The organism is Pseudomonas brassicacearum (genome assembly GCF_003732175.1).
GTDB lineage: Bacteria > Pseudomonadota > Gammaproteobacteria > Pseudomonadales > Pseudomonadaceae > Aquipseudomonas > Aquipseudomonas brassicacearum_G.
Genome location: NZ_MOBI01000017.1, coordinates 47,687 through 69,746 on the forward strand (window position 1 = coordinate 47,687; position 22,060 = coordinate 69,746).

Consider the following 22,060-nt stretch of genomic DNA (forward strand, 5'->3'; position numbering starts at 1 on the left):
TAACCCTACAGAGCAGACCTTCACTTCAGACTCCTTGTCGAACCGAAACAAGCCTTGAGTCTACACCGCCCTGCGCGCGCCCTCCGATCTCAGGCCCAGTGGCGTGGATTGTTCATCACCGCCTCATGCTCGGCGAACAGGCGCGGTAACTCGGCCTTCAGAAAATCCACCCAAGTCCGGACCTTGGCATCGAGAAAGCGCCGCGACGGGTACAGCGCAAAGACATTCCGTTGCCGCAGACGATAGGCCGGCAACAGGCGCAGCAACGTGCCGTCGTTCAACGGCCGTGTTGCGGTAAAAAACGGCAACAGACTGACCCCCATCCCCGCCTCGGAAGCCTTGACCATCGACTCGGCAACATTGCACTGAAAGGTCTTCGCCGGGCTGACGCGATGCTCACCCTGCGCGTCATGGAACACCCATTGATCGCTGTACAACGGATCGAGCATGCGCAGGCAGCGATGATCGTTCAGTGCCAGCGGCTTGTCTGGCACACCCTGGCGTTGCAGGTAGTCCGGGGAGGCGCAGGGCACGCTGTAAATCTGCCCGATGACCTGGGCGACAAACTGCGAGTCGGCCAGTTCATGAGCAATAGAAATCACCACGTCATGGCCTCCTTCCAGCGGATCCGGATTGCGCTGTGACAGGGTCAACTCAAACACGACATCAGGATAAAGCTCAGTGTATCGAGCGATCAGCGGCGTGATCAGCACACCCAGGCCATGCATGCTGTGAACCCGCAACCGACCGCTGGGCTTGAGATGAGCGCCACGCGCTTCGGCCGTAGCCTCTTCCATCTCTTCGAGTATTTGCCGACCGCGCAGCAAAAAGCGCTCGCCGGCCTCGGTCAGGCTCAAGCGCCGAGTGGTGCGTTGCAGCAGGCGCGCCTGCACATGCTGCTCCAGATCCGCGACCAATCGGGACACTTGCGCAGTCGAGAGTTCGAGCGCGTCGGCGGCGGCGGTAAAGCTGCCGCTGTCCACCACGCGGACAAACACCCGCAAGTTATTGAGCACATCCATAGGCCCTCCTCGGGCACTGACTGTTGCGTTTCACGTAAGGCTGCATCAGGCGTTTGCCCCTTTATCGGTAGCGGGCAAGGCATAGACTTCAATCATCGGAACCCACACGGAGCACGCAAAAATGAAAACCTTGATCAGCCTGTTTCTGACCGTTGTCGCCACCTCGGCCATGGCCGCCGGCAATGAACCAGCCGCTGCCACCGCGTACAACCCGGCGCAGCCACTGGACATCGCCAAGGTGGTTTCAGTGACGAACACCGCCACCGCCTGCGACGTGGTACCGGCGACCATGGTCTATGTCGATCATCAGGGGCAAACCCACCGCGTGACGTATCAGGTCATGGGCAGTTGCACCAGCGACCTGTGATCACTGGCTCATAGCAGCGTCCAGGTGTAACTGAGGATCAAGCGGTTTTCGTCGATATCACTGCGGTAGTTGGAACGCGCCACGGCATTGCGCACGCGTATCCCGAGGCCTTTGAGGGTGCCGCTCTGCAGCACATAACCGAGATCGAGATCGAGATCGCGTTCGCGGTCCTTGCCTTCGAAACCCTTGCCGGTGTCGACGTTGTTGCCGGTGATGTAACGCACAGTGCTGGTCAGCCCCGGCACCCCGAGGGCGGCGAAGTCGTAGTCGTAGCGCGCCTGCCAGGAGCGTTCGTCGGTGTAGGCGAACTCGTAGGTCGGCACCTCGTTGCCCAGCGGCGAGATGTTAGCGAAGACCCGCGGGAAGGCGCTGTCGCCATACATCCCCTGATAGCCGACATAGAACGTGTGGCCGCCACGCTTGGCCGACAGCAAGGAAAAAAACGCCCGGTTGTCGATGCTGCCCAGCAACTTTTTGCCGTCCTCACGGGAGTCGTAGTAGCCCAGGTTGGCGCCCAGGGTCCAGTCACCCAACGGCTCGCTGTGCTTGAGGCCGAGGAAGCGCTGGTTGTAGATATCTTCCAGTTGCCCGTACCAGGCGCTGACCGAAGTGCGTTTGTCATTGAAGGCGTAATCGGCGCCCGCAAAGTTGAAGCCGTCACTGCTGATCTGGCGCTGCGGCACATGGCCGAGCATGGCCTGCATTTTTTGCTCGCCGGATTCGTTGCGCAGGCTGGTCGAGCTCAGATGCCCAGCCTGCAAGGTCAGGCCATTAATCTCGCTGGAGCTGATGCTCGCCCCCTGATAGCTGGGCGGTAGCAGACGAATATCGCTGAAGGCCAGCACCGGCAGGTTGGGTTGCAACTCACCGACTTTCAATTCTGTTTTGGAGTAACGCAGCTTCAACGCACCGGCCAAACGGCTGTAATCATCCGCCGCGCGCCCATCGCTCTGTACCGGCAACAGCCCGGTATTGACCCGATCCGGACTGCTGTCGAGCTTGAGGCCGAGCAACCCGATGACATCCACACCGACACCGACGGTGCCTTGGGTATAACCGGATTTGACGTTAAGGATAAAGCCTTGGGCCCACTCCTCGGCCTTCGACTGCTTGCTGGCCCCGACGATGTCGGAAAAATCCCGGCTGAAGTAGTAATTGCGCGCCTGCAACGTGGCGCTGGTGTCTTCAATAAAGCCGCCTTCAGCAGCCATCAAGCCACTGGAAAAACCCGAGACGACAGCCAGGGACAACACGGAACCGGTTGTTGGGAGAATCTGTTTCATCGCTTTTCTCTTATTGTTATTGGTTGTTTTTTTAAGAGCATCGGTAACGCGGTAAACGTCCGTACAGCCGAGGGTAGGGACGCCTGGTGCGCGGCAATATCCGCTTTGCGCAGATCGCTATCCGTTTTGTGCAGTGCCCCGAACCGGGCTTTGGAGGAAGATCGCTGGATGCATGCAACGTCGAAGACTCGGGAGAGTTTTTTCTTCTCCGACAAACTGTCTTCTTTGCGATCACATTTGGACGCTAAGCTTGGCCTATGGATGACTCAGATTATTTGCGCCTGCTGACCATCGCGGCCGAGCAAGCCAACGCGTTCCTTTCCAATGCCCGCAAATGGGAGCGTGAGCGTTGGGTCTGCCAACGCCTGCTGCAAGGCTTGAACATTCCCTACCGCGTCGACGAATTCAGCCCCGCCGGGGAGCCGCCGGACGTGCTGTTTCGCGAGGCGAATTTCGAAGTGTTCTTCGTGCTCGACGAAGGTCGACGGCTCAATGACGAGTGGCGCGACGAGCTACAACGCAGGCGCAGTGCTTTCTCCCTGAGCCAACTGGTGCGCCGCGAAGCCAAACCCAGGCGCATTCCAGCTAACGAATTTTTGCTGAGACTGGCGCCGACCTTACGCAAAAAAGCGCACAACTACAAAGAACGGGGCATGGACCTGGGCGAACTGGACATCATCGCCTTCGCCAGCCTCAAGCGCGAAGTGCTCGACCTCAACAGCCATTTCCCGCCTCCCACCGAATACCTGCGCCAAGGCTGGCGCTCGCTGTCACTGGTGGGCCCGACCTTCGCCCGCGTGCTGTTCGCCCACCCCGAGGCGCCGGACTTTCTACGCGGCAATCTGGGACGCAGCATCGTCTTTGACGTCGGGATCAGCCTGTGAGTCCATTGCAGGATTTGATTGCTGCAGCAGCACAGCAGGACCGTGCGCGAACATGGCGCAATCACCGCCCGAATGATACAAAGTGCAATCATTCGTCTGGACGATACGGTGTGCGTCGAGCCCCCTGTCCGCAAGCGGCTACGCTTCGTTCAATGCGGGCCAGCTTTTAACTTGCCCCCCACTGTAGCTTCTACACATTTAGCAACGTCTACCTGACGAGGCCCGATATGACCAGCCGCCTGAAACCCGACGACCAGCAGCATGTCGAAGAGTACCTGCAACTGTCCCAGAACCGAGTCGAGCGCCGACCTTTCCGGCCGTGGATGCTCCTCGTGGTGGTACTGGCAGTGACGATTGGCCTGGGCCTGCTGAGCCGACTTATCAGTTACCTGACGCTATGAGCTGCATCGCGCTCGCTCGGGTAATTGCACCGATTTCCTTTAGCCTTGCGAGATATCCCCATGACTCATCGTATTGTCATCGTTGGCGGCGGCGCCGGCGGCCTGGAGTTGGCTACCCGTCTGGGTAAGACTCTGGGCAAGCGTGGCACGGCCAGTGTGATGCTGGTCGACGCGAACCTGACGCACATCTGGAAACCGCTGTTGCATGAAGTGGCGGCAGGTTCCTTGAACTCTTCCGAAGACGAACTCAACTATGTTGCCCAGGCAAAATGGAACCACTTCGAGTTCCAGCTGGGACGCATGAGCGGGCTTGATCGCGCTCAGAAAAAAATCCAGCTGGCCGCCACCTACGACGAAAACGGTCTGGAACTGGTGCCGGCACGCGAGGTGGGTTACGACTCGCTGGTGATTTCGGTCGGCAGCACCACCAACGATTTCGGCACTCAGGGTGCAGCGCAGCACTGCCTGTTCCTCGACACCCGCAAACAGGCCGAGCGCTTCCACCAGCAATTGCTCAACCACTACCTGCGTGCCCACGCCGGGCAATCCGATGCGGTGCAACAGATCAGCGTGGCCATTGTTGGCGCAGGTGCCACCGGCGTCGAACTGGCGGCAGAACTGCACAACGCGGCCCACGAACTGGCGGCGTACGGCCTGGACCGGATTCTTCCGGAAAACATGCATATCACCCTGATCGAAGCCGGTCCACGGGTGTTACCTGCCCTGCCGGAGCGGATCGGCGGTCCTGTGCATAAAACCCTCGAGAAACTCGGGGTCACGGTACTGACCAACGCAGCGGTCAGTGAAGTCACCGCCGATGCGCTGATCACTGCCAGCGGCCAGGAGATCAAGGCCAGCCTGAAAGTCTGGGCGGCCGGGATTCGTGCGCCGGGTTTCCTCAAGGACATCGACGGCCTGGAAACCAACCGGATCAACCAGCTGCAAGTGCTGCCGACCCTGCAAACCACCCGCGACGAAAACATTTTCGCCTTCGGTGACTGCGCGGCCTGCCCACAACCGGGCACCGATCGCAACGTACCGCCACGTGCACAAGCCGCACACCAACAAGCCTCGCTGCTGGCCAAATCGTTGAAACTGCGCATCGAAGGCAAGCCATTGCCGGCCTACAAGTACACCGATTACGGTTCCCTGATCTCGCTGTCGCGTTTTTCGGCTGTGGGTAACTTGATGGGCAACCTGACCGGCAGCGTAATGCTGGAAGGCTGGCTGGCGCGGATGTTTTACGTATCGCTGTACCGTATGCACCAAGTCGCGCTGTACGGCCCATTCCGCACGGCGATGCTGATGCTGGGCAGCAAGATTGGCCGTGGGACTGAACCGCGTCTGAAGCTGCACTAACAAAACCAATAAGGTGGGAGCGAGCCTGCTCGCGATAGAGGACTGCCAGTTAACCCAAGTGTTGACTGACCTACCGCCATCGCGAGCAGGCTCGCTCCCACCTTTTTTCATCGCTCAAATTTACACCTGAAAGCGCCGCACCATGCCCTGCAACGCGCTGGCCAGTTGCGACAGTTCATGGCTGGAAGCGCTGGTCTGATTCGCACCCGCCGCAGAACGCACCGACAAATCACGGATGTTCAGCAGATTTCGATCCACTTCCCGCGCCACTTGCGCTTGCTCTTCGGCGGCACTGGCGATCACCAGATTGCGCTCGTGAATTTCATGCACCGACGCGGTGATGGTTTGCAGGGCTTCGCCCGCCCGCTCGGCCAGTAACCGCGTACTGGCGGCGCGGGAGGCGCTGGCCTGCATCGACTCGAGCGCCAGGCTCGACCCCTTGCGCATGCCCTGCACCATCTGCTCGATTTCCTGGGTCGACTGCTGTGTGCGATATGCCAGCGCCCGCACTTCATCGGCCACCACCGCAAAACCCCGACCGCTTTCCCCCGCCCGGGCAGCTTCAATCGCCGCATTGAGGGCCAGTAAATTGGTTTGTTCGGCGATGGCCCGAATCACATCCAGCACCTTGCCGATGTCCTGGGATTGGTTGGCCAGCGACTGCACCAGTTCACCGGTGTGCTGCACATCGTTGGCCAGGGCGCTGATGGCACTGGCGGTTTCGCTGACCCGCTCCTGGCCCAGATGCGCCGACTCACTGGACTGGCGAGTCGCATCGGAAGTCGACACCGCATTGCGCGCGACTTCCTCCACGGCGGTGGTCATTTCGTTGACGGCGGTCGCCGCCTGTTCGATCTCGTTGTTCTGCTGTTGCAAACCCTGAGTACTGTCGAGGGTCACCGCGTTCAACTCATCCGCTGCCGTGGCCAATTGCGTGGCCGAACCGCTGATGCCTTGCAGGGTTTCCCGCAGGTTCTGCTGCATCGTCGCCAACGCCTTGAGCAAACGGCTGACTTCGTCGTTGCCATGGGTTTCGATGGGCTGGGTCAGGTCGCCTCGTGCCACGTTTTCGGCTGCATTCAGGGCTTCGCTCAGAGGGCGCACGATGCTGCGGGTCAGCAACATGGCGAGTCCGACGGTCGCCAGAGCGGCCAGACCGATGAACAGGCTGACAATCAGGCGCGAGGTTTGGTAACGCGCTGCAGAGTTCTGGCTTTCAGTCGCGACCTGTTTGGCGAACAGTTCCGCCAGGTCATTGAGCTGCTTGCCGGAACCATCGACCACGGTTTTCATGTCGACCAGCAGCAGCTTGGTCAGCTCGTCACGCCGACCTTGCTCAGCCAGGACAAAGGATTGGGCGATACCCGAACGATAGGCCGCGAAGGTTTTTTTGAACTGTTCATACAACCCTTTGCCTTCGGCAGTGGTGACCAGTTTGTCATAGGCGGCGATCTTGTCACTCAGTTCCTTGTCGCGGGTGTCCATCTGGCTGCGGTACTGCGCAATGTTCTTCAGATCCGGGTCCAGGGCCATGCGCAGGGAAATGGTACGGATGCGCAACATGATCTCGCGGATCTCGTCGCCGCCACGAATGCTCGGCAGCCATTGGTTCTCGACCGCGACTTCACTGTCGCGAATGCTCGACATCTGTCCCAGTGCGAACACGCCAAGCAAGGCGACCAGCACGGCAATAAGGGCAAATCCCAATGCTGCGCGAGGGGCAATATTCAACTGACGAAGCAACATAACGAGCGCCCTTTTTCTTGTTGTGGCTTGAGTAAAGGGACGTTACTGCCGCAGTCCCCCGTCAGCTCGTTATCGGCAGGTTGTACGATGACTTGAAGGCAATGGGGCTTTTTCAACAGACAAAAAAAATCCCCGTATCTTTCGATACGAGGATTTTTAATATGGTCGGGGTAAGGGGATTCGAACTCCTGACATCCTGCTCCCAAAGCAGGCGCGCTACCGGACTGCGCTATACCCCGGTAAAAAAAAGGCACCCTTTAAAAGAGCGCCTTCTTCGATCAGCGCTTTTGGCCTCTGATCTTAAGATTCGATTCCAGCGCTAACTGGTTTCAAAAATGGTGGGTCGTGTGGGATTCGAACCTACGACCAATTGGTTAAAAGCCAACTGCTCTACCAACTGAGCTAACGACCCAAAAATGGTCGGGGTAAGGGGATTCGAACTCCTGACATCCTGCTCCCAAAGCAGGCGCGCTACCGGACTGCGCTATACCCCGGTTTGAAATTGGCTCCGTGACCAGGACTCGAACCTGGGACCCAATGATTAACAGTCATTTGCTCTACCGACTGAGCTATCACGGAACTACATATTTCAATTACAACTGTGAAGCTTGCTTCACCTCTTCGACCCGTTCGCATCGCTGCGTTCGTGTGTCTGAGGCGCGCTATTCTACAATCTTAAACACCTCTGTCAACCCCCTAAATTGCTTTCAAGACAATGATTTGCAACTTATTTCAGATTTCTCCTTGGGGAGAAGAAACCGCTGGGGTGACTTACTGCGGGGCGCACTTTACAAGCCTTTTCCTTACAGTTCAACACCCTAAGAAAAAAAAGGCCCCGCGATGCGGGGCCTCCTCCATTACCGTGCAGCGAACGGTCAGTTGAAAACGATTTCGTCGTTCGCAACGGTGGCCGTCACAGTGGTGCCCGGCAGGAAGCTGCCGGCCAGAATCAGCTGTGCCAGCGGGTTTTCGATCCAGCGCTGGATCGCTCGTTTGAGCGGCCGTGCGCCATAAACCGGGTCGTAACCCACCGCAATCAACTTGTCCAGCGCCTCGCTGCTCAGCGTCAGTTTCAGCTCACGCTCGGCCAGACGGCTACGCAGGCGACCCAACTGGATCTCGGTAATGCCGGCAATCTGATCCCGTGCCAACGGCTCGAAGATCACCACTTCGTCGATCCGGTTGATGAACTCCGGACGGAAGTGCGTCGACACCGCATCCATCACCGCCGCACGTTGCGCTTCACGATCAGCGACCAGTTCCTGGATCTGCACCGAGCCCAGGTTGGAGGTCATGACGATCACTGTATTGCGGAAATCCACGGTGCGTCCGTGACTGTCGGTCAGACGGCCATCCTCCAGCACTTGCAGCAACACGTTGAACACGTCCGGGTGGGCCTTCTCGACCTCGTCCAGCAGGATCACCGAATACGGCTTGCGACGCACCGCCTCGGTCAGGTAACCGCCCTCCTCGTAGCCCACGTAGCCTGGTGGCGCACCGATCAGCCGCGCCACGGAATGTTTTTCCATGAACTCGGACATGTCGATCCGCACCATCGCCTCTTCGGTATCAAAGAGGAATTCGGCCAAGGCTTTGCACAACTCGGTTTTACCGACACCGGTCGGGCCGAGAAACATGAACGAGCCGCTTGGGCGATTCGGGTCGGACAACCCGGCACGCGAACGGCGCACGGCGTTGGCCACCGCGACCACGGCTTCGTTCTGGCCGATCACGCGTTGGTGCAACAGGCTTTCCATCTTCAGCAGCTTGTCACGCTCGCCTTCGAGCATTTTCGACACCGGAATGCCGGTCCATTTCGACACGACTTCGGCGATCTCTTCTTCAGTCACCTTGCTGCGCAGCAACTGGTTTTCGCTCTTGCCGTGCTGGTCGACCATTTGCAGGCTGCGCTCCAGGTCCGGGATCACCCCATACTGCAACTCGGCCATGCGGTTGAGATCGCCTTTGCGGCGGGCAGCTTCCAGCTCCTGACGGGACTGTTCGATTTTCTGCTGGATCTGCGCAGAACCCTGCACTTCGGCTTTTTCCGAATTCCAGATTTCTTCGAGGTCCGAGTACTCGCGCTCGTGACGAACGATTTCTTCCTGGAGCTTTTCAAGACGCTTCTTCGCCGCTTCGTCGCTTTCTTTCTTCAGCGCCTGGGATTCAACCTTCAGTTGAATCAAGCGCCGCTCCAGACGATCCAGCACTTCCGGCTTGGAGTCGATCTCCATGCGAATGCGGCTGGCCGCTTCGTCGATCAGGTCGATGGCCTTGTCCGGCAACTGACGGTCGGTAATGTAGCGATGGCTCAACTTGGCCGCCGCAATGATCGCGCCGTCGGTGATCGCCACCTTGTGGTGAACCTCGTAGCGCTCTTTCAGGCCACGCAGGATCGCGATGGTGTCCTCTTCGCTCGGCTCGTCCACCAGTACCTTCTGGAAGCGCCGCTCAAGGGCCGCGTCCTTCTCGATATATTGGCGATACTCGTTGAGCGTGGTCGCGCCGACGCAATGCAGCTCGCCACGGGCCAGGGCCGGCTTGAGCATGTTACCGGCGTCCATCGAACCCTCGGCTTTACCGGCGCCGACCATGGTGTGCAGTTCGTCGATGAACAGGATGATCTGGCCTTCCTGCTTCGACAGTTCGTTAAGCAGGGATTTCAGGCGTTCTTCAAACTCGCCACGGTACTTGGCACCGGCAATCAGCGCGCCCATGTCCAGCGACAGCAGGCGCTTGCCTTTCAGGCCATCCGGCACTTCGCCGTTGATGATGCGCTGGGCCAGGCCTTCGGCGATGGCGGTTTTACCCACGCCAGGTTCGCCGATCAGCACCGGGTTGTTTTTGGTGCGGCGCTGCAGAACCTGGATGGTCCGGCGAATCTCGTCGTCTCGGCCGATCACTGGGTCAAGCTTGCCTTCTTCGGCACGCTTGGTCAGGTCAATGGTGTATTTGTCCAGCGCCTGACGCGACTCCTCGGCGTTGGCGTCATTCACCGCTTCGCCGCCGCGCAGGTTGTTGATCGCGTTTTCCAGGGCTTTCTTGCTGACGCCCTGACCGAGCAGCAACTTGCCGAGCTTGCTGTTCTCGTCCATGGCGGCGAGCAGCACCAGCTCGCTGGAGATGAACTGGTCCCCCTTCTGCTGAGCCAGGCGATCCGCCTGGTTGAGCAGACGCGCGAGGTCCTGCGACATGTTCACGTCGCCGGTGGGATTCTGGATTTTTGGCAGATGGTCGAGCTCTTTGCTCAACTCTTTGCGCAGGCTGTTGATGTCAAAACCTACTTGCATCAGCAACGGCTTGATCGAGCCGCCCTGCTGTTCAAGCAGCGCTTGCATCAAGTGCGCAGGTTCAATAGCCGGATGATCGAGGCCGACAGCCAGGGATTGGGCATCGGACAAGGCTAACTGTAATTTGCTGGTTAAACGGTCTATACGCATTGGTCACCTTCCTTTGAGCAGGCCGGAGCGATGGACACACCTAAATAGAGAAACCTGCCAGATACCGAACTAGATGCGGTCAATTCTGGAAGATTCAAGCAGCGTTTGATTGACGCAGATCAGATAAGTCTAGCGTTCCAGCCAAACCAGCGAGGCAAACCGACCGGTGCGCGGACTGCGGCGGTAAGAAAAGAAGCGTGGATCGGTCACGGTGCAGAAGCCACCACCGTAAACAGCAGTAACACCGCAGGCTGCCAGACGCAGACGCGCCAGCGTATAGATGTCGGCCATGAACTTGCCGGCGTTATGGCTCGGGACGAAGGCCTGATCGGTTTCCGGGAGCTGCCGGACAAAGGCTTCGCGAACTTCCGGGCCGACTTCGAAAGCTTTCGGACCGATGGCCGGGCCGAGCCAGACGAGCACCTCGGCAGGTTCTACGGCCAGGCTTTCGACGGTTGCCTCCAGCACGCCCGCCGCCAGACCGCGCCAACCGGCGTGAGCAGCAGCAACACGCGTGCCGGCGCGGTCACAGAACAACGCTGGCAGGCAGTCTGCCGTCATTGCCGTACAGGCAATGCCCGGTGTGGCCGTCCAGCTGGCATCGGCCGTCGCCACTGCGGTCGGGTCGGCATAGGCCACGGTAATCCCGTGAACCTGTTGCAACCAGGCCGGCTGAATAGAGAAATGATCGGTGAGACGGCGGCGGTTCTCGGAAACCGCTTCAGGGTTGTCGTCGACGTGATCGCCCAGATTGAGGCTGTCGAACGGCGCCAGGCTGACGCCGCCCGCCCGGGTGGTGACGCAGGCTTTCACCCCGGCAGGCACAGGCCAGTCAGGAATCAGCCAGTCAATCATCCGATGAACGCCTCACGGTCTTGCTTGAGCAGCGACAGCAACCAGACGAAATCGTCCGGCAGTGGCGACTCCCAGCTCATGCGCTTACCGGTGGTCGGATGATCCAGTTCCAGGAAACGCGCATGCAGCGCCTGACGCGGGAAATGTTTCAGCGATTCAACCATGGTCACACTGGCTGCCGGCGGAATACGGAAGCGACCGCCGTAGGCAGGATCTCCGACCAACGGGAAGTTGATGTGCGCCATGTGCACGCGAATCTGGTGCGTACGACCGGTTTCCAGCTTGACCCGTACGTGAGTGTGGGAGCGGAAACGCTCGAGCACGCGGTAATGACTGACCGCCTGCTTGCCACCTTCCATCACCGCCATGCGCTGACGTTGCTGGCCGTGACGACCGATCGGCGCGTTGATCTTGCCGCCGGCAGTGACCACGCCGATCACGATGCATTCGTAGATCCGGCTGACGCTGCGGCTCTGCAACTGAGTGACCAGTTGCGTCTGCGCCTGAATGGTCTTGGCCACCACCATCAGACCGGTGGTGTCCTTGTCCAGACGGTGCACGATACCGGCGCGCGGCACATTGATGATGTCCGGCACGTGGTGCAGCAAGGCGTTGAGCAAGGTACCGTCGGCATGACCGGCGGCAGGATGCACCACCAGGCCCGCAGGCTTGTTGATCACCAGGATGTCGTCATCTTCATAGACGATGTCCAGGGCGATGTTCTGAGCAACCCATTCTCCTTGAGCTTCCTGCTCGGCAGTCAGCTCAAGGATGGCGCCACCATGGACGATGTCTCGCGGGCGGATAACCGCTCCATCCACAGTCAGGCGGCCGTCTTTGATCCAGGCGGAAAGGCGCGAGCGCGAGTGCTCAGCGAATAATTGTGCGGCGACTTGATCGAGGCGTTGGCCGCCCAGTTCGGACGGCACCTCTGCGCGAAGTTCAATTTTATCGGACATGCTCAGACTAGGCGTCGGCTACAGCCTTTGGTTTCGGCTGCGCGCTTGTGGTTAAATACGGCGTCTTTTGCCCCGAGGCTTTTCAACGGGGCACTCATCATAACAGGACGGCCCCGCCCAAGACAGCGGCCGTCATAGGGACGCAAGCCGCCATGCAAGTGAAACACCTGCTGCTGATCGCCATCCTCGCATTGACCGCTGCTTGCTCATCGAAGGAAGTCGTCGACGAAAACCTGAGCGAGGTCGAGCTGTACCAGCAGGCTCAGCACGATCTGGATAACAATAGCTATACCAGCGCCACCGCCAAGTTGAAGGCTCTGGAATCGCGTTATCCGTTCGGCCGCTACGCTGATCAGGCTCAACTCGAACTGATTTATGCGAACTACAAGAACGCCGAGCCGGAGGCTGCCAAGTCTGCCGCCGAGCGTTTTATCCGCCTGCACCCGCAGCACCCGAACGTCGATTACGCGTACTACCTCAAGGGCCTGACCTCCTTTGATCAGGACGTCGGTCTGCTGGCGCGCTTCCTGCCGCTGGACATGACCAAGCGTGACCCGGGCGCCGCACGTGACTCCTACAACGAGTTCGCCCAGCTCACCAGCCGTTACCCGAACAGCCGCTACGCGCCAGACGCCAAGCAACGCATGATTTATCTGCGCAACCTGCTGGCGTCCTACGAGATTCACGTAGCCGACTACTACCTGACCCGTCAGGCGTACGTTGCAGCGGCCAACCGTGGTCGTTATGTAGTGGAAAACTTCCAGGAAACCCCTTCGGTCGGTGACGGCCTGGCGGTGATGGTCGAGTCCTACCAGCGCCTGCACCTGGACGAACTGGCCAACACCAGCCTCGAAACCCTGAAGCTCAACTACCCGAACCATCCGACCCTGGTCGACGGTCAGTTCGTACCGCGCGTTGCCGAAGCCGACAACCGTTCGTGGATGAGCAAGGCCACTCTGGGTCTGATCGAATCCCGTCCACCGCTGCCGCCGGGCGAAACCCGCGCCAACCAGGACGTGATGAAGCAGTTCCAGGATGCCAAGGACGCGATCCCTGCCGAGCTCAAGCCTAAAGAAGGCGATGCGGTTGAAGAACAGCCGCACGAGGCCGAAGGCAACAGCAGCGACCGCTCGTGGTTCAGCCGCCTGACCTTCGGTGTGTTCGACTGACACCCAGAGGCGCCAAAAAGGGAGACTTTCGAGTCTCCCTTTTTTATGGCCGCGTTTTATTGCGCTGTGCGCTTCTCCAGTCCTTGGCTAAACTGCCGGATTATTCATTGCAAAGCGGCTCATCATGCTTCGTTTACTGTTCTGGATTGCCCTGATTGCTGCAGCAGTATGGTTCTGGCGCAAGTTCAAGCGCCCAGCCGAAACCTCCCATACGCCCAGCGAACTCGATGCACCGCCCATGGTTCGCTGCGCCCATTGCGGTGTACACCTGCCACGCGACCGCGCGCTGAGCCTTCAACAACAGTGGTATTGCAGCCAGGCTCACCTCGAGCAAGGCCCGAGTTCACGTGATCGCTGAGATCTCGAGTCCCGGCGACAAACAGGCCCAGCGACTGCTGCGCCTCTATCATCTCTACCGTTTAAGCATCGGCCTCCTTCTGGTGCTGTTGATCTCCAGCAACATGGACAACCAGTTGCTGGAATTCACCAATGACGACCTGCTGCGCAACGGCAGTTGGTTGTACCTGATTCTGAATATCCTGCTGGTGGTATTTGCGGGGAACCCCAGACAACCCGCACAGATCTTCGGCCTCACGCTGGTTGATATCCTGCTGTTGTCAGTGCTGTTCTATGCCGCAGGTGGCGTCCCCAGCGCCATCGGCAATCTGCTGATCGTGTCAGTGGCGATCGGCAATACGCTACTGCGCCGGCGCATCGGCCTGCTGCTCGCGGCCGTCGCCGCCATCGGCATCATTTCCCTGACTTTCTCCCTGAGCGGCAGCCACCCGACTGGCGCCAATCACTATTTGCAAGCCGGCACCCTGGGTGCCCTGTGCTTTGCCGCAGCCTTGCTGGTGCAAGGCCTGACCCGACAACTGGAGGTCAGCGAGAGTCTGGCCCAGCAGCGCGCCAGCGAAGTGATTAGCCTGGAAGCGCTCAATGCGCTGATCCTGCAACGCATGCGCACCGGCATCCTGGTGCTCGACAGTGAGCGCCGGGTTCAGTTGGCCAATCACAGCGCCTTGAATCTGTTTGGCCAGACACACCTCGACGGCCAGCTCATCGACGATTATTCGACAGCCCTGGTCGAGCGCCTGCAACTCTGGTTCAACAACCCGACCTTGCGCCCACAAAGCCTGAAAGTCGCCCGCACCGGCCTGGAACTGCAACCGAGCTTCATCGCGCTGGGCCTGAACGAACAACGTCAGACCCTGGTATTTCTCGAAGACCTTGCCCTGGTCGCGCAACAAGCCCAGCAACTCAAACTTGCAGCACTGGGCCGGCTGACCGCAGGCATTGCCCATGAAATCCGCAATCCATTGGGTGCCATCAGCCATGCGGCGCAGTTGCTGAACGAATCTGAGGAACTGATCGGCGCCGACCGCCGTCTGACGCAGATTATTCAGGACCACTCTCAACGCATGAACCGAGTGATAGAAAACGTCCTGCAGCTTTCACGGCGCCAGCAAGTCGTACCGCAACGGCTCGACTTGAAGCAGTGGCTGGAGCAGTTCGTGTGCACGGTGCGCGAAGGTGCAACGGATCGCCAACAGATTCATCTGAACGCCGGTTCAGGCCCCTTCACCACCTTGATGGACCCTGACCAACTGACTCAGGTGCTCGATAACCTGCTGCGCAATGCCTGGCGCCACAGCGCCCTTGCGCACGAACAGGCCGAAGTCTGGCTCACGCTGTTTATCGACCCCGACAGTCAGCTTCCAACCCTGGATGTGCTGGACAATGGCCCCGGCGTTTCAGCGGAGCAGCAAGCGCATTTGTTCGAACCGTTCTTCACCACCAGTAGCCAGGGTACTGGCCTGGGTCTCTATCTGTCCCGTGAGCTGTGCGAAAGCAACCAGGCCCGCCTAGACTTCAAACCACGCCAAGGCGGCGGCTGCTTTCGCATCACCTTTGCTCACGGACGGAAACAAAGTTGAAGACAAGCCCACGGCAAAAAGTCCTGATCGTCGATGACGAACCGGATATTCGCGAACTTCTGGAAATCACCCTCGGCCGAATGAAACTCGACACGCTGAGCGCGCGCAATGCCGGCGAAGCGCGGTCGTTGCTGGCCCAGGAACGGTTCGACCTGTGCCTGACCGACATGCGGTTGCCCGACGGTACCGGCCTGGAGCTGGTGCAGCACATTCAACTAACCCATCCATACGTGCCCGTGGCGATGATCACCGCTTATGGCAGCCTCGATACCGCCATCAACGCGCTGAAAGCCGGGGCCTTCGACTTCCTGACCAAACCAGTGGACCTCACCCGACTGCGCGAGCTGGTGGTCAGCGCCTTGCGTTTGTCGGTCGCGGGCGACGCTGCCAGTGCCATCGATCGCCGGCTGCTCGGCGACTCAATACCCATGCGCAGCCTGCGCAAGCAAATCGACAAACTGGCGCGCAGCCAGGCACCGGTGTACATCAGCGGCGAATCCGGCAGCGGCAAGGAACTGGTCGCACGGCTGATTCATGAACAAGGTCCACGCAGCAGCCAGCCGTTTGTACCGGTCAACTGCGGGGCAATTCCGTCCGAATTGATGGAAAGCGAGTTTTTCGGTCATCGCAAAGGCAGTTTCAGCGGCGCCATCGAAGATAAACCCGGACTGTTCCAGGCGGCTAACGGCGGGACGTTGTTTCTCGATGAAGTGGCCGATTTGCCGCTGGCGATGCAGGTCAAGTTGCTGCGCGCGATTCAGGAGAAGGCGGTACGCAGCATCGGCGGACAGCAGGAAGCCGTCATCGATGTGCGAATACTCTGCGCGACCCACAGGGATCTGGACGCCGAAGTGGCCGCCGGGCGCTTTCGACAGGATTTGTACTATCGGCTGAATGTAATCGAGTTGCGCGTCCCGCCGCTACGCGAGCGCCGTGACGACATCGAACTGCTGGCCAGTCATGTACTCAAGCGTCTCGCGGCAGGCAGCGGCTTGCCGGCCGTCCATCTCCATCCGCAAGCCCTCGATGCACTCAAGCACTACCGCTTTCCGGGCAACGTCCGCGAGCTGGAAAATATGCTCGAACGCGCGTACACCCTTTGCGAAAACAAGCAAATCGAAGCCAGCGACCTGCGCCTGACTGATGGCAATTGCAGCGCCGATACCGGATTGCCGGACCTGACGAAAATCGACAATCTTGAGCAGTATCTGGAGAACGTCGAACGCAAACTGATTCTCCAGGCGCTCGAAGAAACCCGCTGGAACCGCACAGCGGCGGCCCAGCGGTTGAACCTGTCGTTTCGGTCGATGCGTTACCGGCTGAAAAAGTTGGGGCTGGATTGATGCCTTAAAAGATCGCAGCCTGCGGCAGCTCCTACGCCGGACTCCTTGTAGGAGCTGCCGCAGGCTGCGATCTTTTGATCTTCGCCCTAAATCCGGCCCACTGGCGCATAAGGTGCCGGATCGATAACCGGTTCGCGCCCCAGCATCACATCCGCAAACAACTGACACGACGCCGGCGCCAGCACCAACCCGTTGCGGTAGTGCCCACAATTGAGCCATAACCCGGCAAATCCGGGCACTGCGCCAATATACGGAATCCCTTCCGGCGAACCCGGCCGCAGCCCCGCCCAATGCCCGACCACCTCGGCCTCGGCCAGCGCCGGAATCAGCTCGACCGCCGAGGCCTTGAGGCTTTCCAGCGCGGACTCGGTCGGCGTCTTGTCAAACCCTTGGTGTTCCAGCGTGCTGCCGATCAGGATGTGCCCGTCTCGGCGCGGAATGGCATAACGGCCCTTGGCCAGAACCATGCTCGACAGGAAGTCAGACGCGCACTTGTAGAGAATCATCTGCCCCTTGACCGGCTCGACCGGCAGATCCAGGCCCAGGGTTTTCAGTAAGTCACCGCTCCAGGCGCCGGCGGTCAGTACCACCTGATCGCCATGGATCGGGCCTTTTGAACTCTCGACACCCACCACCGCATCGCCTTCACGAATGAACGCGCTAACCTCGCACTGTTCATGAATAGTCACGTTGGGCAGCGCCAGCAAGGCCGCCTTGAGGGACTTCACTAGTCGCGGGTTACGCACGTTAGCGACATCGGCCATGTAGATTGCCCGCGAGAACCCCGGCCCCAATACTGGTACAGCATCGTGAGTAACCGAGATATCCACAGGGCTCAACGGACGATTTTCGCGTTTTGCCCAGGCCAGCGCCTCGGCCTCATCATCCAGATCCAGCCAGTACAGGCCCGTGGTGTGCACCTCGGGATCGATTCCGGTACTCGCAAACAGACGCTCAGCCAGTTGTGGATAAAAATCCTGGGACCAGTGGGCCAATGCGGTGACCGCCGGGCTATAGCGCCACGGGTACAGCGGCGAAACGATGCCGCCACCGGCCCAGGAAGACTCCTGCCCCACGTTCGAGCGATCCAGCAGGATCACGCTCTGCACGTGCGACGCCAGATTAAACGCAGTCAGCAGGCCGATCACCCCACCGCCGACAATCACCACTTGCTGTTGCTTGGCCATCATCTGATCCAACAATAAAAAACACGGAGGGCGCCAAACGCGCCCGAGGAAAGGTACTCAGCGACCCCAGCAATCCTTGGTGGTCAGCCCGGTCGTCGCATTGTTCATGCCTCTGACGCCGGTGTTGGTAATGGTGAAATCCCCACACTTGTCACTGGCCATCGTTGACCCGGCCTTGCGCACAGCGGTCAGCAAGAAGGTCTGATCGGTCAGTGTCGGGGTAATGGTGTAGTAGTCATTGCCAGCACTCAGCCCGGTAGCGTTGCTGTACACATTGTTTTTCGAATAGAACCGTTCAAGGTTTTGTGCCTGCCCGGACAGCAGCCCGGCAATTTCGGTGCGATGGCTCCTCTTTACGTACTCGGTAAGGAGCGGAGCGGAAATGGTCACCACAATCCCGATGATCGCGATCACGATCATGATTTCGATCAGGGTAAAACCTTGGTTGGATCTGCGCATTGCCTCAACTCTCACTTACTGTATTTGTCGCCACATGATTCGACGGCTGCCGCCGCCGGATTTTTCAACCAGAGTGGTGATGCCGCCACTGGAGTCGTTCACGATTTTGCGGGCTGCACTGTTGACGATCGCATTCAGCGTCGGAATACCACCGGTAAAAATCACCCCGCTGGAGATTGTGTCGTTCGTGTCGACCAGGCCATCGCCATTGGTGTCGAGCACCGCATAGTTGAGCATCTTACCGCTGAACGCATCGAGTTCGACCAGTTTGCCGTTGCCAAAGCTTGAACAAGGATCCGTGGTGTCGATGCTGGCCGTAGTAAACACAATCCGCCCGAGCACCAGCGCAGCCTGATTGATCACCCGCTCACCGGTCAGGAGATTGTTGTATACCAGCGGCAAGTACCAGCCGTTCTGTGCCGGATAGGTCACGGGGTTCTGTGAGGTGGTGATGAACTGCCCCCCGGCAGTCCCCGTGAAGACCCCGGTCACAGCCTGCGCCTGCAAGCTCGACACGGTGATCTGCCCCGAGCCTCCATCGGCATCCCACACCCCATAGAACGCTTGCAGATCCTTGCTGAGCTTGTCAGCGGTCTCGTTGAATTTCCCGGTGCCGAAAAACACCTCCTTGCCGTTGATCGGATGGTCCGCCAGCAACGGTTGTGCAGTGATCGGCTGCGTCGCGCCGCCCGGTGCAGTGAATAGCGGCTTACCGGAAAAGGCCATGCCCCAGCTGGCGGGGTTCGAGCTGCTCAAGTCGAACTTCCACAACCGGCCTTTCAAATCGCCGCCATAGGCCGCCTGCACAATGCTTTGCGAGTCGACCTTGAGCTTGACCGATGACAGGCCATTGGTGGTTTCAGTGCTGTCGATAACGATTTTCCTGATCAGCGAACCATCGCGAATATCCACCACGTACAACGCGGCAACGCCCGAATTGCTGCCGTAACCGTTGGATATGAAGGCCGCCCAACGACCATCGGCCAAGCGTGCCACTTCCGGCCGCGCATAGGCATAACCCAGATCATTGAAAACGTTTGCGGTGTTGGCGGTGGCCGGTGCACTGATTTCCCACAAGGCATTGGTCACGTTCCCCGCCGTCCCATCGAAAAGCTGCACGGCGTAAAAGGTCTTGCCGCCCGCCCCCACGCCACCCAGGGCCAGGGTTTTCCAGGCGCTGTTGAGCTGGGCGTCGAATACACCGACCTGACCATCGTTGAGAAACTTGTGGCTGGTGCCATTGATGTAGGCGGGGTCGGCGATGAAATGCAGCGACGACAGCACGCTGGAGGGCATATAGCCGAAGCGCCGCGCACCACTGCCGGCGTTAATGACATTCACGAAGCCATCGTTGGCATTCACCACCAGGCTGGTGTTCATGTTCGCCGCTTTGCTGGTCAGAAACGTGCTGTAACTGGTGCTGCCGGCCAGGTCTGAAGCGGTTTTGTCGGTGGGCGATGCCAGCGTCAATGGCGAGTTGATGATGTCCCCAAGCAGCACGGTACGAGTCTTCAAGCCGGCTTTATTGGTGCCCTTGCTCCATTCCACCAGATCGCTGCCGCTGATACCGGTAGGCAGGTTCTGGCTGAGGCTGGTTTGCTGGGTGCTGGAGAAATTGCCGTAGGCCAGAGTGACCACCGAGTTGATCGTGGTGTTCCAGGACTGATAAGTCGGCGCCGTCGCACCGGGAACGATGACCGCGTCAGTGGTCCACAGCACAGAGGTGGTGTCCACGGCTCCGCTTGAGGTGAAGCCAAAGGCCTTGATCGTGCCGCGCCAGTCCTTGGGGTCGTAGCCAGTCTGGAAATAGCTGGAGCCACTGGTCAGCGTGTTGCTGCTGGCGACGCCGCTGCCGCCCGAGCCGGCCTTGGTGGAGATATCGCTCAAGGCTGCCGATAACGCAGTGTTGAGGCTGGTGCCGTCGGTTGCCTGATAGTACTTGCCCTGCCCGTAACGGGCGGCATCCGCCAACATCTGATTGGCGGTGGTAAAACCCACGGTGTAGGTGTTCAGGTTCTGCTTGGGGAAGTCTGCTGAACTCCAGCTTTTGCCCGCCAGATCCGTGCCGGTGGAGCGCATGTCGATATCGAAAGCGAATTTGGCGATATCGTCCAGATACAGGGTGTCACCCTCGTCATCGCCGTTAAGGTCGTTACCGTCATTGTTGATCCCGTCCCAGTTGGGCAGCCGGGTGCCACCGAGTGGATCGTTGCTCGGGAAAGTATGGTCGTAGGTCGGCAGACCATCGGTGATGACCACCCCGTAGTTCTTCTGGCAGCGGTACTGGATCGGACTGGTGTAGGTGGCAGGCCCTGAGTTGTAGTACGGCGTCATACCGCGAAAATAGCGGGTGATTTCATAGTAGGTTTCTGCCAGCGGTGTATTGGATATCGCGCTCAGGGCGCTGATTGAAGAGATCAGCGCGTTGTAGTTGGCGTCCGCCTGGGCCTGGGTCACGCTGCCGCTGACTACCGTCAGATCGCTGATCGCGTTGACAATGTAACCGCCATTACCGGCATTGTTGTTGCCGATACCACTGCCATTACCGTTGCCATTGTTGCCTTCGCTGTTGCCGTGGGTGGTCGGTGAATTAAAGGTTGCCAGACCGAAACGCAGCCCGCGATTGCTGGTGATCAGCGCCGTGGCTACGTTGCGCGCCACGTTGATTCGGTAGTCATTGGGTATCGAGCCGTCGGTGAAGTCGCGATTGTTGCCGTTGGCCAGGCTCACCAGGTAGGAAATGTAGTTGTCGGAATAACGGGTGTTGCCGCCGCCCACCGGGTCCGGGAGCTTCAGGCACAGCGGCGTCAGGCTGTTTTTGTAGAACGCGTAGTAACCGCTGGAACATCCCGACTGGGGCAAACTGGACAGCAGGATCGGATCGCCGACGATAGCCGAGCCACTCAAACACAAGCCAGAAAGCGCATTACATTGCTGGGCCGGAGTTCGTGAAACGGTCGGGTCAAAACCCGAGGCATAGATGATGCTGTTCATGCTCCCCGAATCATCGAGCAGCAGCAGCACGTTTGGCGCGACTGCCGACGCGCCGAGCAGTGGTGAGTCCGATGGCGTGAAGGCATACGCCGGAGCGGCCAGATAAAGACCCAGCAGCCAGCCGCAGGCTAACCGCATCAACCAATGGCGCCGCTCCCGACGACGGGTCTCAGTATTTCGCATAGATGCTCTCCACCACACTGCGCGAAGTACCCGCCAACCCGACGGCGGTGACCCGATAGAGCGTCGCCGAGGTGTTGCTCGGAATATTCACCGCGCCCTGTGTGGTGCCGATGTTCTGTACGCCATAAAAACCGCTGCCGGCAGCGATCCAGGTCACCCCGGAGGTGGCGTTGAAGCCCGCGGCCGTGATCACTGAAGATTCGGCCGGCGGGGCACATTGGGTGGTGTTGGCGCATGCCACCAGGGTGTATGCACTCAGTTGCACGGCGCTTTCACCGATCCGTAACGCCGCCTCTGCGCCCTGGAAGGATTGATTGCGCAGCGTCACGCTGCCGGCCATTTTTTCCTGGAGCGTGGCGTTCTGCATCGAAGAAATACCGATCAGCGTCAACAACAGCAGAAACACCAGGCTCATCAGCAGCGCCATGCCGCGCTGGGCGTGTGCCTTGAGGGGAGAAAGAATCATCGGCAT

18 protein-coding genes and 4 tRNA genes are annotated in these 22,060 nt (G+C 59.4%); 8 read left to right on the forward strand and 14 right to left on the reverse strand.

Features of this window, described 5'->3' with window-relative positions; genetic code table 11:
• Nucleotides 1–89: 89 nt before the first annotated feature.
• Nucleotides 90–1,022: a LysR family transcriptional regulator gene (locus BK658_RS16135; RefSeq protein ID WP_123583141.1), complete on the reverse strand. Its 933-nt coding sequence runs from the start codon at nucleotides 1,020–1,022 to the stop codon at nucleotides 90–92.
• A 121-nt stretch (nucleotides 1,023–1,143) separates the two neighbouring features.
• Between BK658_RS16135 and BK658_RS16140 the strand changes: the two genes are divergently transcribed.
• Entirely contained in the window at nucleotides 1,144–1,389 is a 246-nt protein-coding gene (locus tag BK658_RS16140) for a DUF2790 domain-containing protein (protein ID WP_123583142.1), read from the forward strand.
• Between the two features lie 8 nt (nucleotides 1,390–1,397).
• Here BK658_RS16140 and BK658_RS16145 read toward each other — a convergent pair whose 3' ends face one another.
• Nucleotides 1,398–2,672, reverse strand: coding sequence for an OprD family porin (locus tag BK658_RS16145; RefSeq protein WP_123583143.1), 1,275 nt, complete (start codon nucleotides 2,670–2,672; stop codon nucleotides 1,398–1,400).
• 257 nt (nucleotides 2,673–2,929) lie between these two features.
• Here BK658_RS16145 and BK658_RS16150 point away from each other — a divergent pair, with 257 nt between their 5' ends.
• The 3 genes from BK658_RS16150 (at nucleotide 2,930) to BK658_RS16160 (ending at nucleotide 5,316) form a co-directional block, all read left to right on the forward strand.
• Nucleotides 2,930–3,556, forward strand: a complete 627-nt coding sequence (locus tag BK658_RS16150) for a DUF1780 domain-containing protein (RefSeq protein ID WP_123423617.1) — start codon at nucleotides 2,930–2,932, stop codon at nucleotides 3,554–3,556.
• 227 nt (nucleotides 3,557–3,783) lie between these two features.
• Nucleotides 3,784–3,957 (forward strand): DUF3094 family protein, encoded by a 174-nt coding sequence (locus BK658_RS16155; protein ID WP_019691641.1) that lies wholly within the window; start codon nucleotides 3,784–3,786, stop codon nucleotides 3,955–3,957.
• Nucleotides 3,958–4,017: 60 nt separating this feature from the next.
• Nucleotides 4,018–5,316 (forward strand): NAD(P)/FAD-dependent oxidoreductase, encoded by a 1,299-nt coding sequence (locus BK658_RS16160; protein WP_123583144.1) that lies wholly within the window; start codon nucleotides 4,018–4,020, stop codon nucleotides 5,314–5,316.
• A gap of 120 nt (nucleotides 5,317–5,436) precedes the next feature.
• On the opposite strand, the gene BK658_RS16165 is transcribed toward BK658_RS16160, so the two are convergent.
• From BK658_RS16165 to rluD, 8 genes are all read right to left on the reverse strand, one after another.
• Nucleotides 5,437–7,062 carry a methyl-accepting chemotaxis protein gene (locus BK658_RS16165; RefSeq protein ID WP_123583145.1) on the reverse strand — a complete coding sequence of 542 codons (1,626 nt, stop codon included), beginning with the start codon at nucleotides 7,060–7,062 and terminating at the stop codon, nucleotides 5,437–5,439.
• 162 nt (nucleotides 7,063–7,224) lie between these two features.
• Nucleotides 7,225–7,301 (reverse strand) — tRNA-Pro (locus BK658_RS16170).
• A 97-nt stretch (nucleotides 7,302–7,398) separates the two neighbouring features.
• Nucleotides 7,399–7,474, reverse strand: a tRNA-Lys gene (locus BK658_RS16175).
• 5 nt (nucleotides 7,475–7,479) lie between these two features.
• Nucleotides 7,480–7,556: transfer RNA gene (locus BK658_RS16180), tRNA-Pro, on the reverse strand.
• 9 nt (nucleotides 7,557–7,565) lie between these two features.
• Nucleotides 7,566–7,641: transfer RNA gene (locus tag BK658_RS16185), tRNA-Asn, on the reverse strand.
• Nucleotides 7,642–7,937: 296 nt separating this feature from the next.
• On the reverse strand, nucleotides 7,938–10,502 hold the full coding sequence (clpB, locus tag BK658_RS16190; RefSeq protein WP_123583146.1) for an ATP-dependent chaperone ClpB: 2,565 nt from the start codon (nucleotides 10,500–10,502) through the stop codon (nucleotides 7,938–7,940).
• Between the two features lie 129 nt (nucleotides 10,503–10,631).
• Nucleotides 10,632–11,357 carry a peptidoglycan editing factor PgeF gene (gene pgeF, locus BK658_RS16195; RefSeq protein WP_123583147.1) on the reverse strand — a complete coding sequence of 242 codons (726 nt, stop codon included), beginning with the start codon at nucleotides 11,355–11,357 and terminating at the stop codon, nucleotides 10,632–10,634.
• Nucleotides 11,354–12,316, reverse strand: a complete 963-nt coding sequence (rluD, locus tag BK658_RS16200) for a 23S rRNA pseudouridine(1911/1915/1917) synthase RluD (RefSeq protein WP_123583148.1) — start codon at nucleotides 12,314–12,316, stop codon at nucleotides 11,354–11,356. Before rluD ends, pgeF begins: the two co-directional genes overlap by 4 nt.
• A 152-nt stretch (nucleotides 12,317–12,468) precedes the next feature.
• On the opposite strand from rluD, the gene BK658_RS16205 reads away from it, so the two are divergent.
• The 4 genes from BK658_RS16205 to BK658_RS16220 all read left to right on the forward strand — a co-directional run bounded on the left by BK658_RS16205 (nucleotide 12,469) and on the right by BK658_RS16220 (nucleotide 16,765).
• Entirely contained in the window at nucleotides 12,469–13,485 is a 1,017-nt protein-coding gene (locus BK658_RS16205) for an outer membrane protein assembly factor BamD (RefSeq protein ID WP_123583149.1), read from the forward strand.
• 124 nt (nucleotides 13,486–13,609) lie between these two features.
• Nucleotides 13,610–13,843, forward strand: a complete 234-nt coding sequence (locus BK658_RS16210) for a PP0621 family protein (RefSeq protein WP_123583150.1) — start codon at nucleotides 13,610–13,612, stop codon at nucleotides 13,841–13,843.
• Entirely contained in the window at nucleotides 13,833–15,422 is a 1,590-nt protein-coding gene (locus tag BK658_RS16215; protein ID WP_123583151.1) for a sensor histidine kinase, read from the forward strand. Before BK658_RS16210 ends, BK658_RS16215 begins: the two co-directional genes overlap by 11 nt.
• Entirely contained in the window at nucleotides 15,419–16,765 is a 1,347-nt protein-coding gene (locus BK658_RS16220; RefSeq protein ID WP_123583152.1) for a sigma-54-dependent transcriptional regulator, read from the forward strand. Before BK658_RS16215 ends, BK658_RS16220 begins: the two co-directional genes overlap by 4 nt.
• Nucleotides 16,766–16,851: 86 nt before the next feature.
• Here the strand turns inward: BK658_RS16220 and thiO are convergent, their stop codons facing one another.
• The 4 genes from thiO to BK658_RS16240 are packed head-to-tail and all read right to left on the reverse strand — an operon-like array spanning nucleotide 16,852 to nucleotide 22,060.
• Nucleotides 16,852–17,952: a glycine oxidase ThiO gene (gene thiO, locus BK658_RS16225; protein WP_123583153.1), complete on the reverse strand. Its 1,101-nt coding sequence runs from the start codon at nucleotides 17,950–17,952 to the stop codon at nucleotides 16,852–16,854.
• A 57-nt stretch (nucleotides 17,953–18,009) separates the two neighbouring features.
• Complete coding sequence (locus BK658_RS16230; RefSeq protein WP_123583154.1) at nucleotides 18,010–18,411, reverse strand: type IV pilin protein; 402 nt, start codon at nucleotides 18,409–18,411, stop codon at nucleotides 18,010–18,012.
• A gap of 15 nt (nucleotides 18,412–18,426) precedes the next feature.
• On the reverse strand, nucleotides 18,427–21,588 hold the full coding sequence (locus tag BK658_RS16235) for a pilus assembly protein (RefSeq protein WP_185019840.1): 3,162 nt from the start codon (nucleotides 21,586–21,588) through the stop codon (nucleotides 18,427–18,429).
• Nucleotides 21,575–22,060, reverse strand: a complete 486-nt coding sequence (locus BK658_RS16240) for a pilus assembly PilX family protein (RefSeq protein WP_404943183.1) — start codon at nucleotides 22,058–22,060, stop codon at nucleotides 21,575–21,577. The genes BK658_RS16235 and BK658_RS16240 overlap by 14 nt, the downstream gene beginning before the upstream one ends.

What these genes read in the sequence shown, in the direction of transcription:
- BK658_RS16135 (WP_123583141.1), bottom strand. Translation starts at nt 1,022, where the DNA reads ATGGATGTGCTCAATAACTTGCGGGTGTTTGTCCGCGTGGTGGACAGC.
- BK658_RS16140 (WP_123583142.1), top strand. Translation starts at nt 1,144, where the DNA reads ATGAAAACCTTGATCAGCCTGTTTCTGACCGTTGTCGCCACCTCGGCC.
- BK658_RS16145 (WP_123583143.1), bottom strand. Translation starts at nt 2,672, where the DNA reads ATGAAACAGATTCTCCCAACAACCGGTTCCGTGTTGTCCCTGGCTGTC.
- BK658_RS16150 (WP_123423617.1), top strand. Translation starts at nt 2,930, where the DNA reads ATGGATGACTCAGATTATTTGCGCCTGCTGACCATCGCGGCCGAGCAA.
- BK658_RS16155 (WP_019691641.1), top strand. Translation starts at nt 3,784, where the DNA reads ATGACCAGCCGCCTGAAACCCGACGACCAGCAGCATGTCGAAGAGTAC.
- BK658_RS16160 (WP_123583144.1), top strand. Translation starts at nt 4,018, where the DNA reads ATGACTCATCGTATTGTCATCGTTGGCGGCGGCGCCGGCGGCCTGGAG.
- BK658_RS16165 (WP_123583145.1), bottom strand. Translation starts at nt 7,062, where the DNA reads ATGTTGCTTCGTCAGTTGAATATTGCCCCTCGCGCAGCATTGGGATTT.
- clpB (WP_123583146.1), bottom strand. Translation starts at nt 10,502, where the DNA reads ATGCGTATAGACCGTTTAACCAGCAAATTACAGTTAGCCTTGTCCGAT.
- pgeF (WP_123583147.1), bottom strand. Translation starts at nt 11,357, where the DNA reads ATGATTGACTGGCTGATTCCTGACTGGCCTGTGCCTGCCGGGGTGAAA.
- rluD (WP_123583148.1), bottom strand. Translation starts at nt 12,316, where the DNA reads ATGTCCGATAAAATTGAACTTCGCGCAGAGGTGCCGTCCGAACTGGGC.
- BK658_RS16205 (WP_123583149.1), top strand. Translation starts at nt 12,469, where the DNA reads ATGCAAGTGAAACACCTGCTGCTGATCGCCATCCTCGCATTGACCGCT.
- BK658_RS16210 (WP_123583150.1), top strand. Translation starts at nt 13,610, where the DNA reads ATGCTTCGTTTACTGTTCTGGATTGCCCTGATTGCTGCAGCAGTATGG.
- thiO (WP_123583153.1), bottom strand. Translation starts at nt 17,952, where the DNA reads ATGGCCAAGCAACAGCAAGTGGTGATTGTCGGCGGTGGGGTGATCGGC.
- BK658_RS16230 (WP_123583154.1), bottom strand. Translation starts at nt 18,411, where the DNA reads ATGCGCAGATCCAACCAAGGTTTTACCCTGATCGAAATCATGATCGTG.
- BK658_RS16235 (WP_185019840.1), bottom strand. Translation starts at nt 21,588, where the DNA reads ATGCGAAATACTGAGACCCGTCGTCGGGAGCGGCGCCATTGGTTGATG.
- BK658_RS16240 (WP_404943183.1), bottom strand. Translation starts at nt 22,060, where the DNA reads ATGCCGATGATTCTTTCTCCCCTCAAGGCACACGCCCAGCGCGGCATG.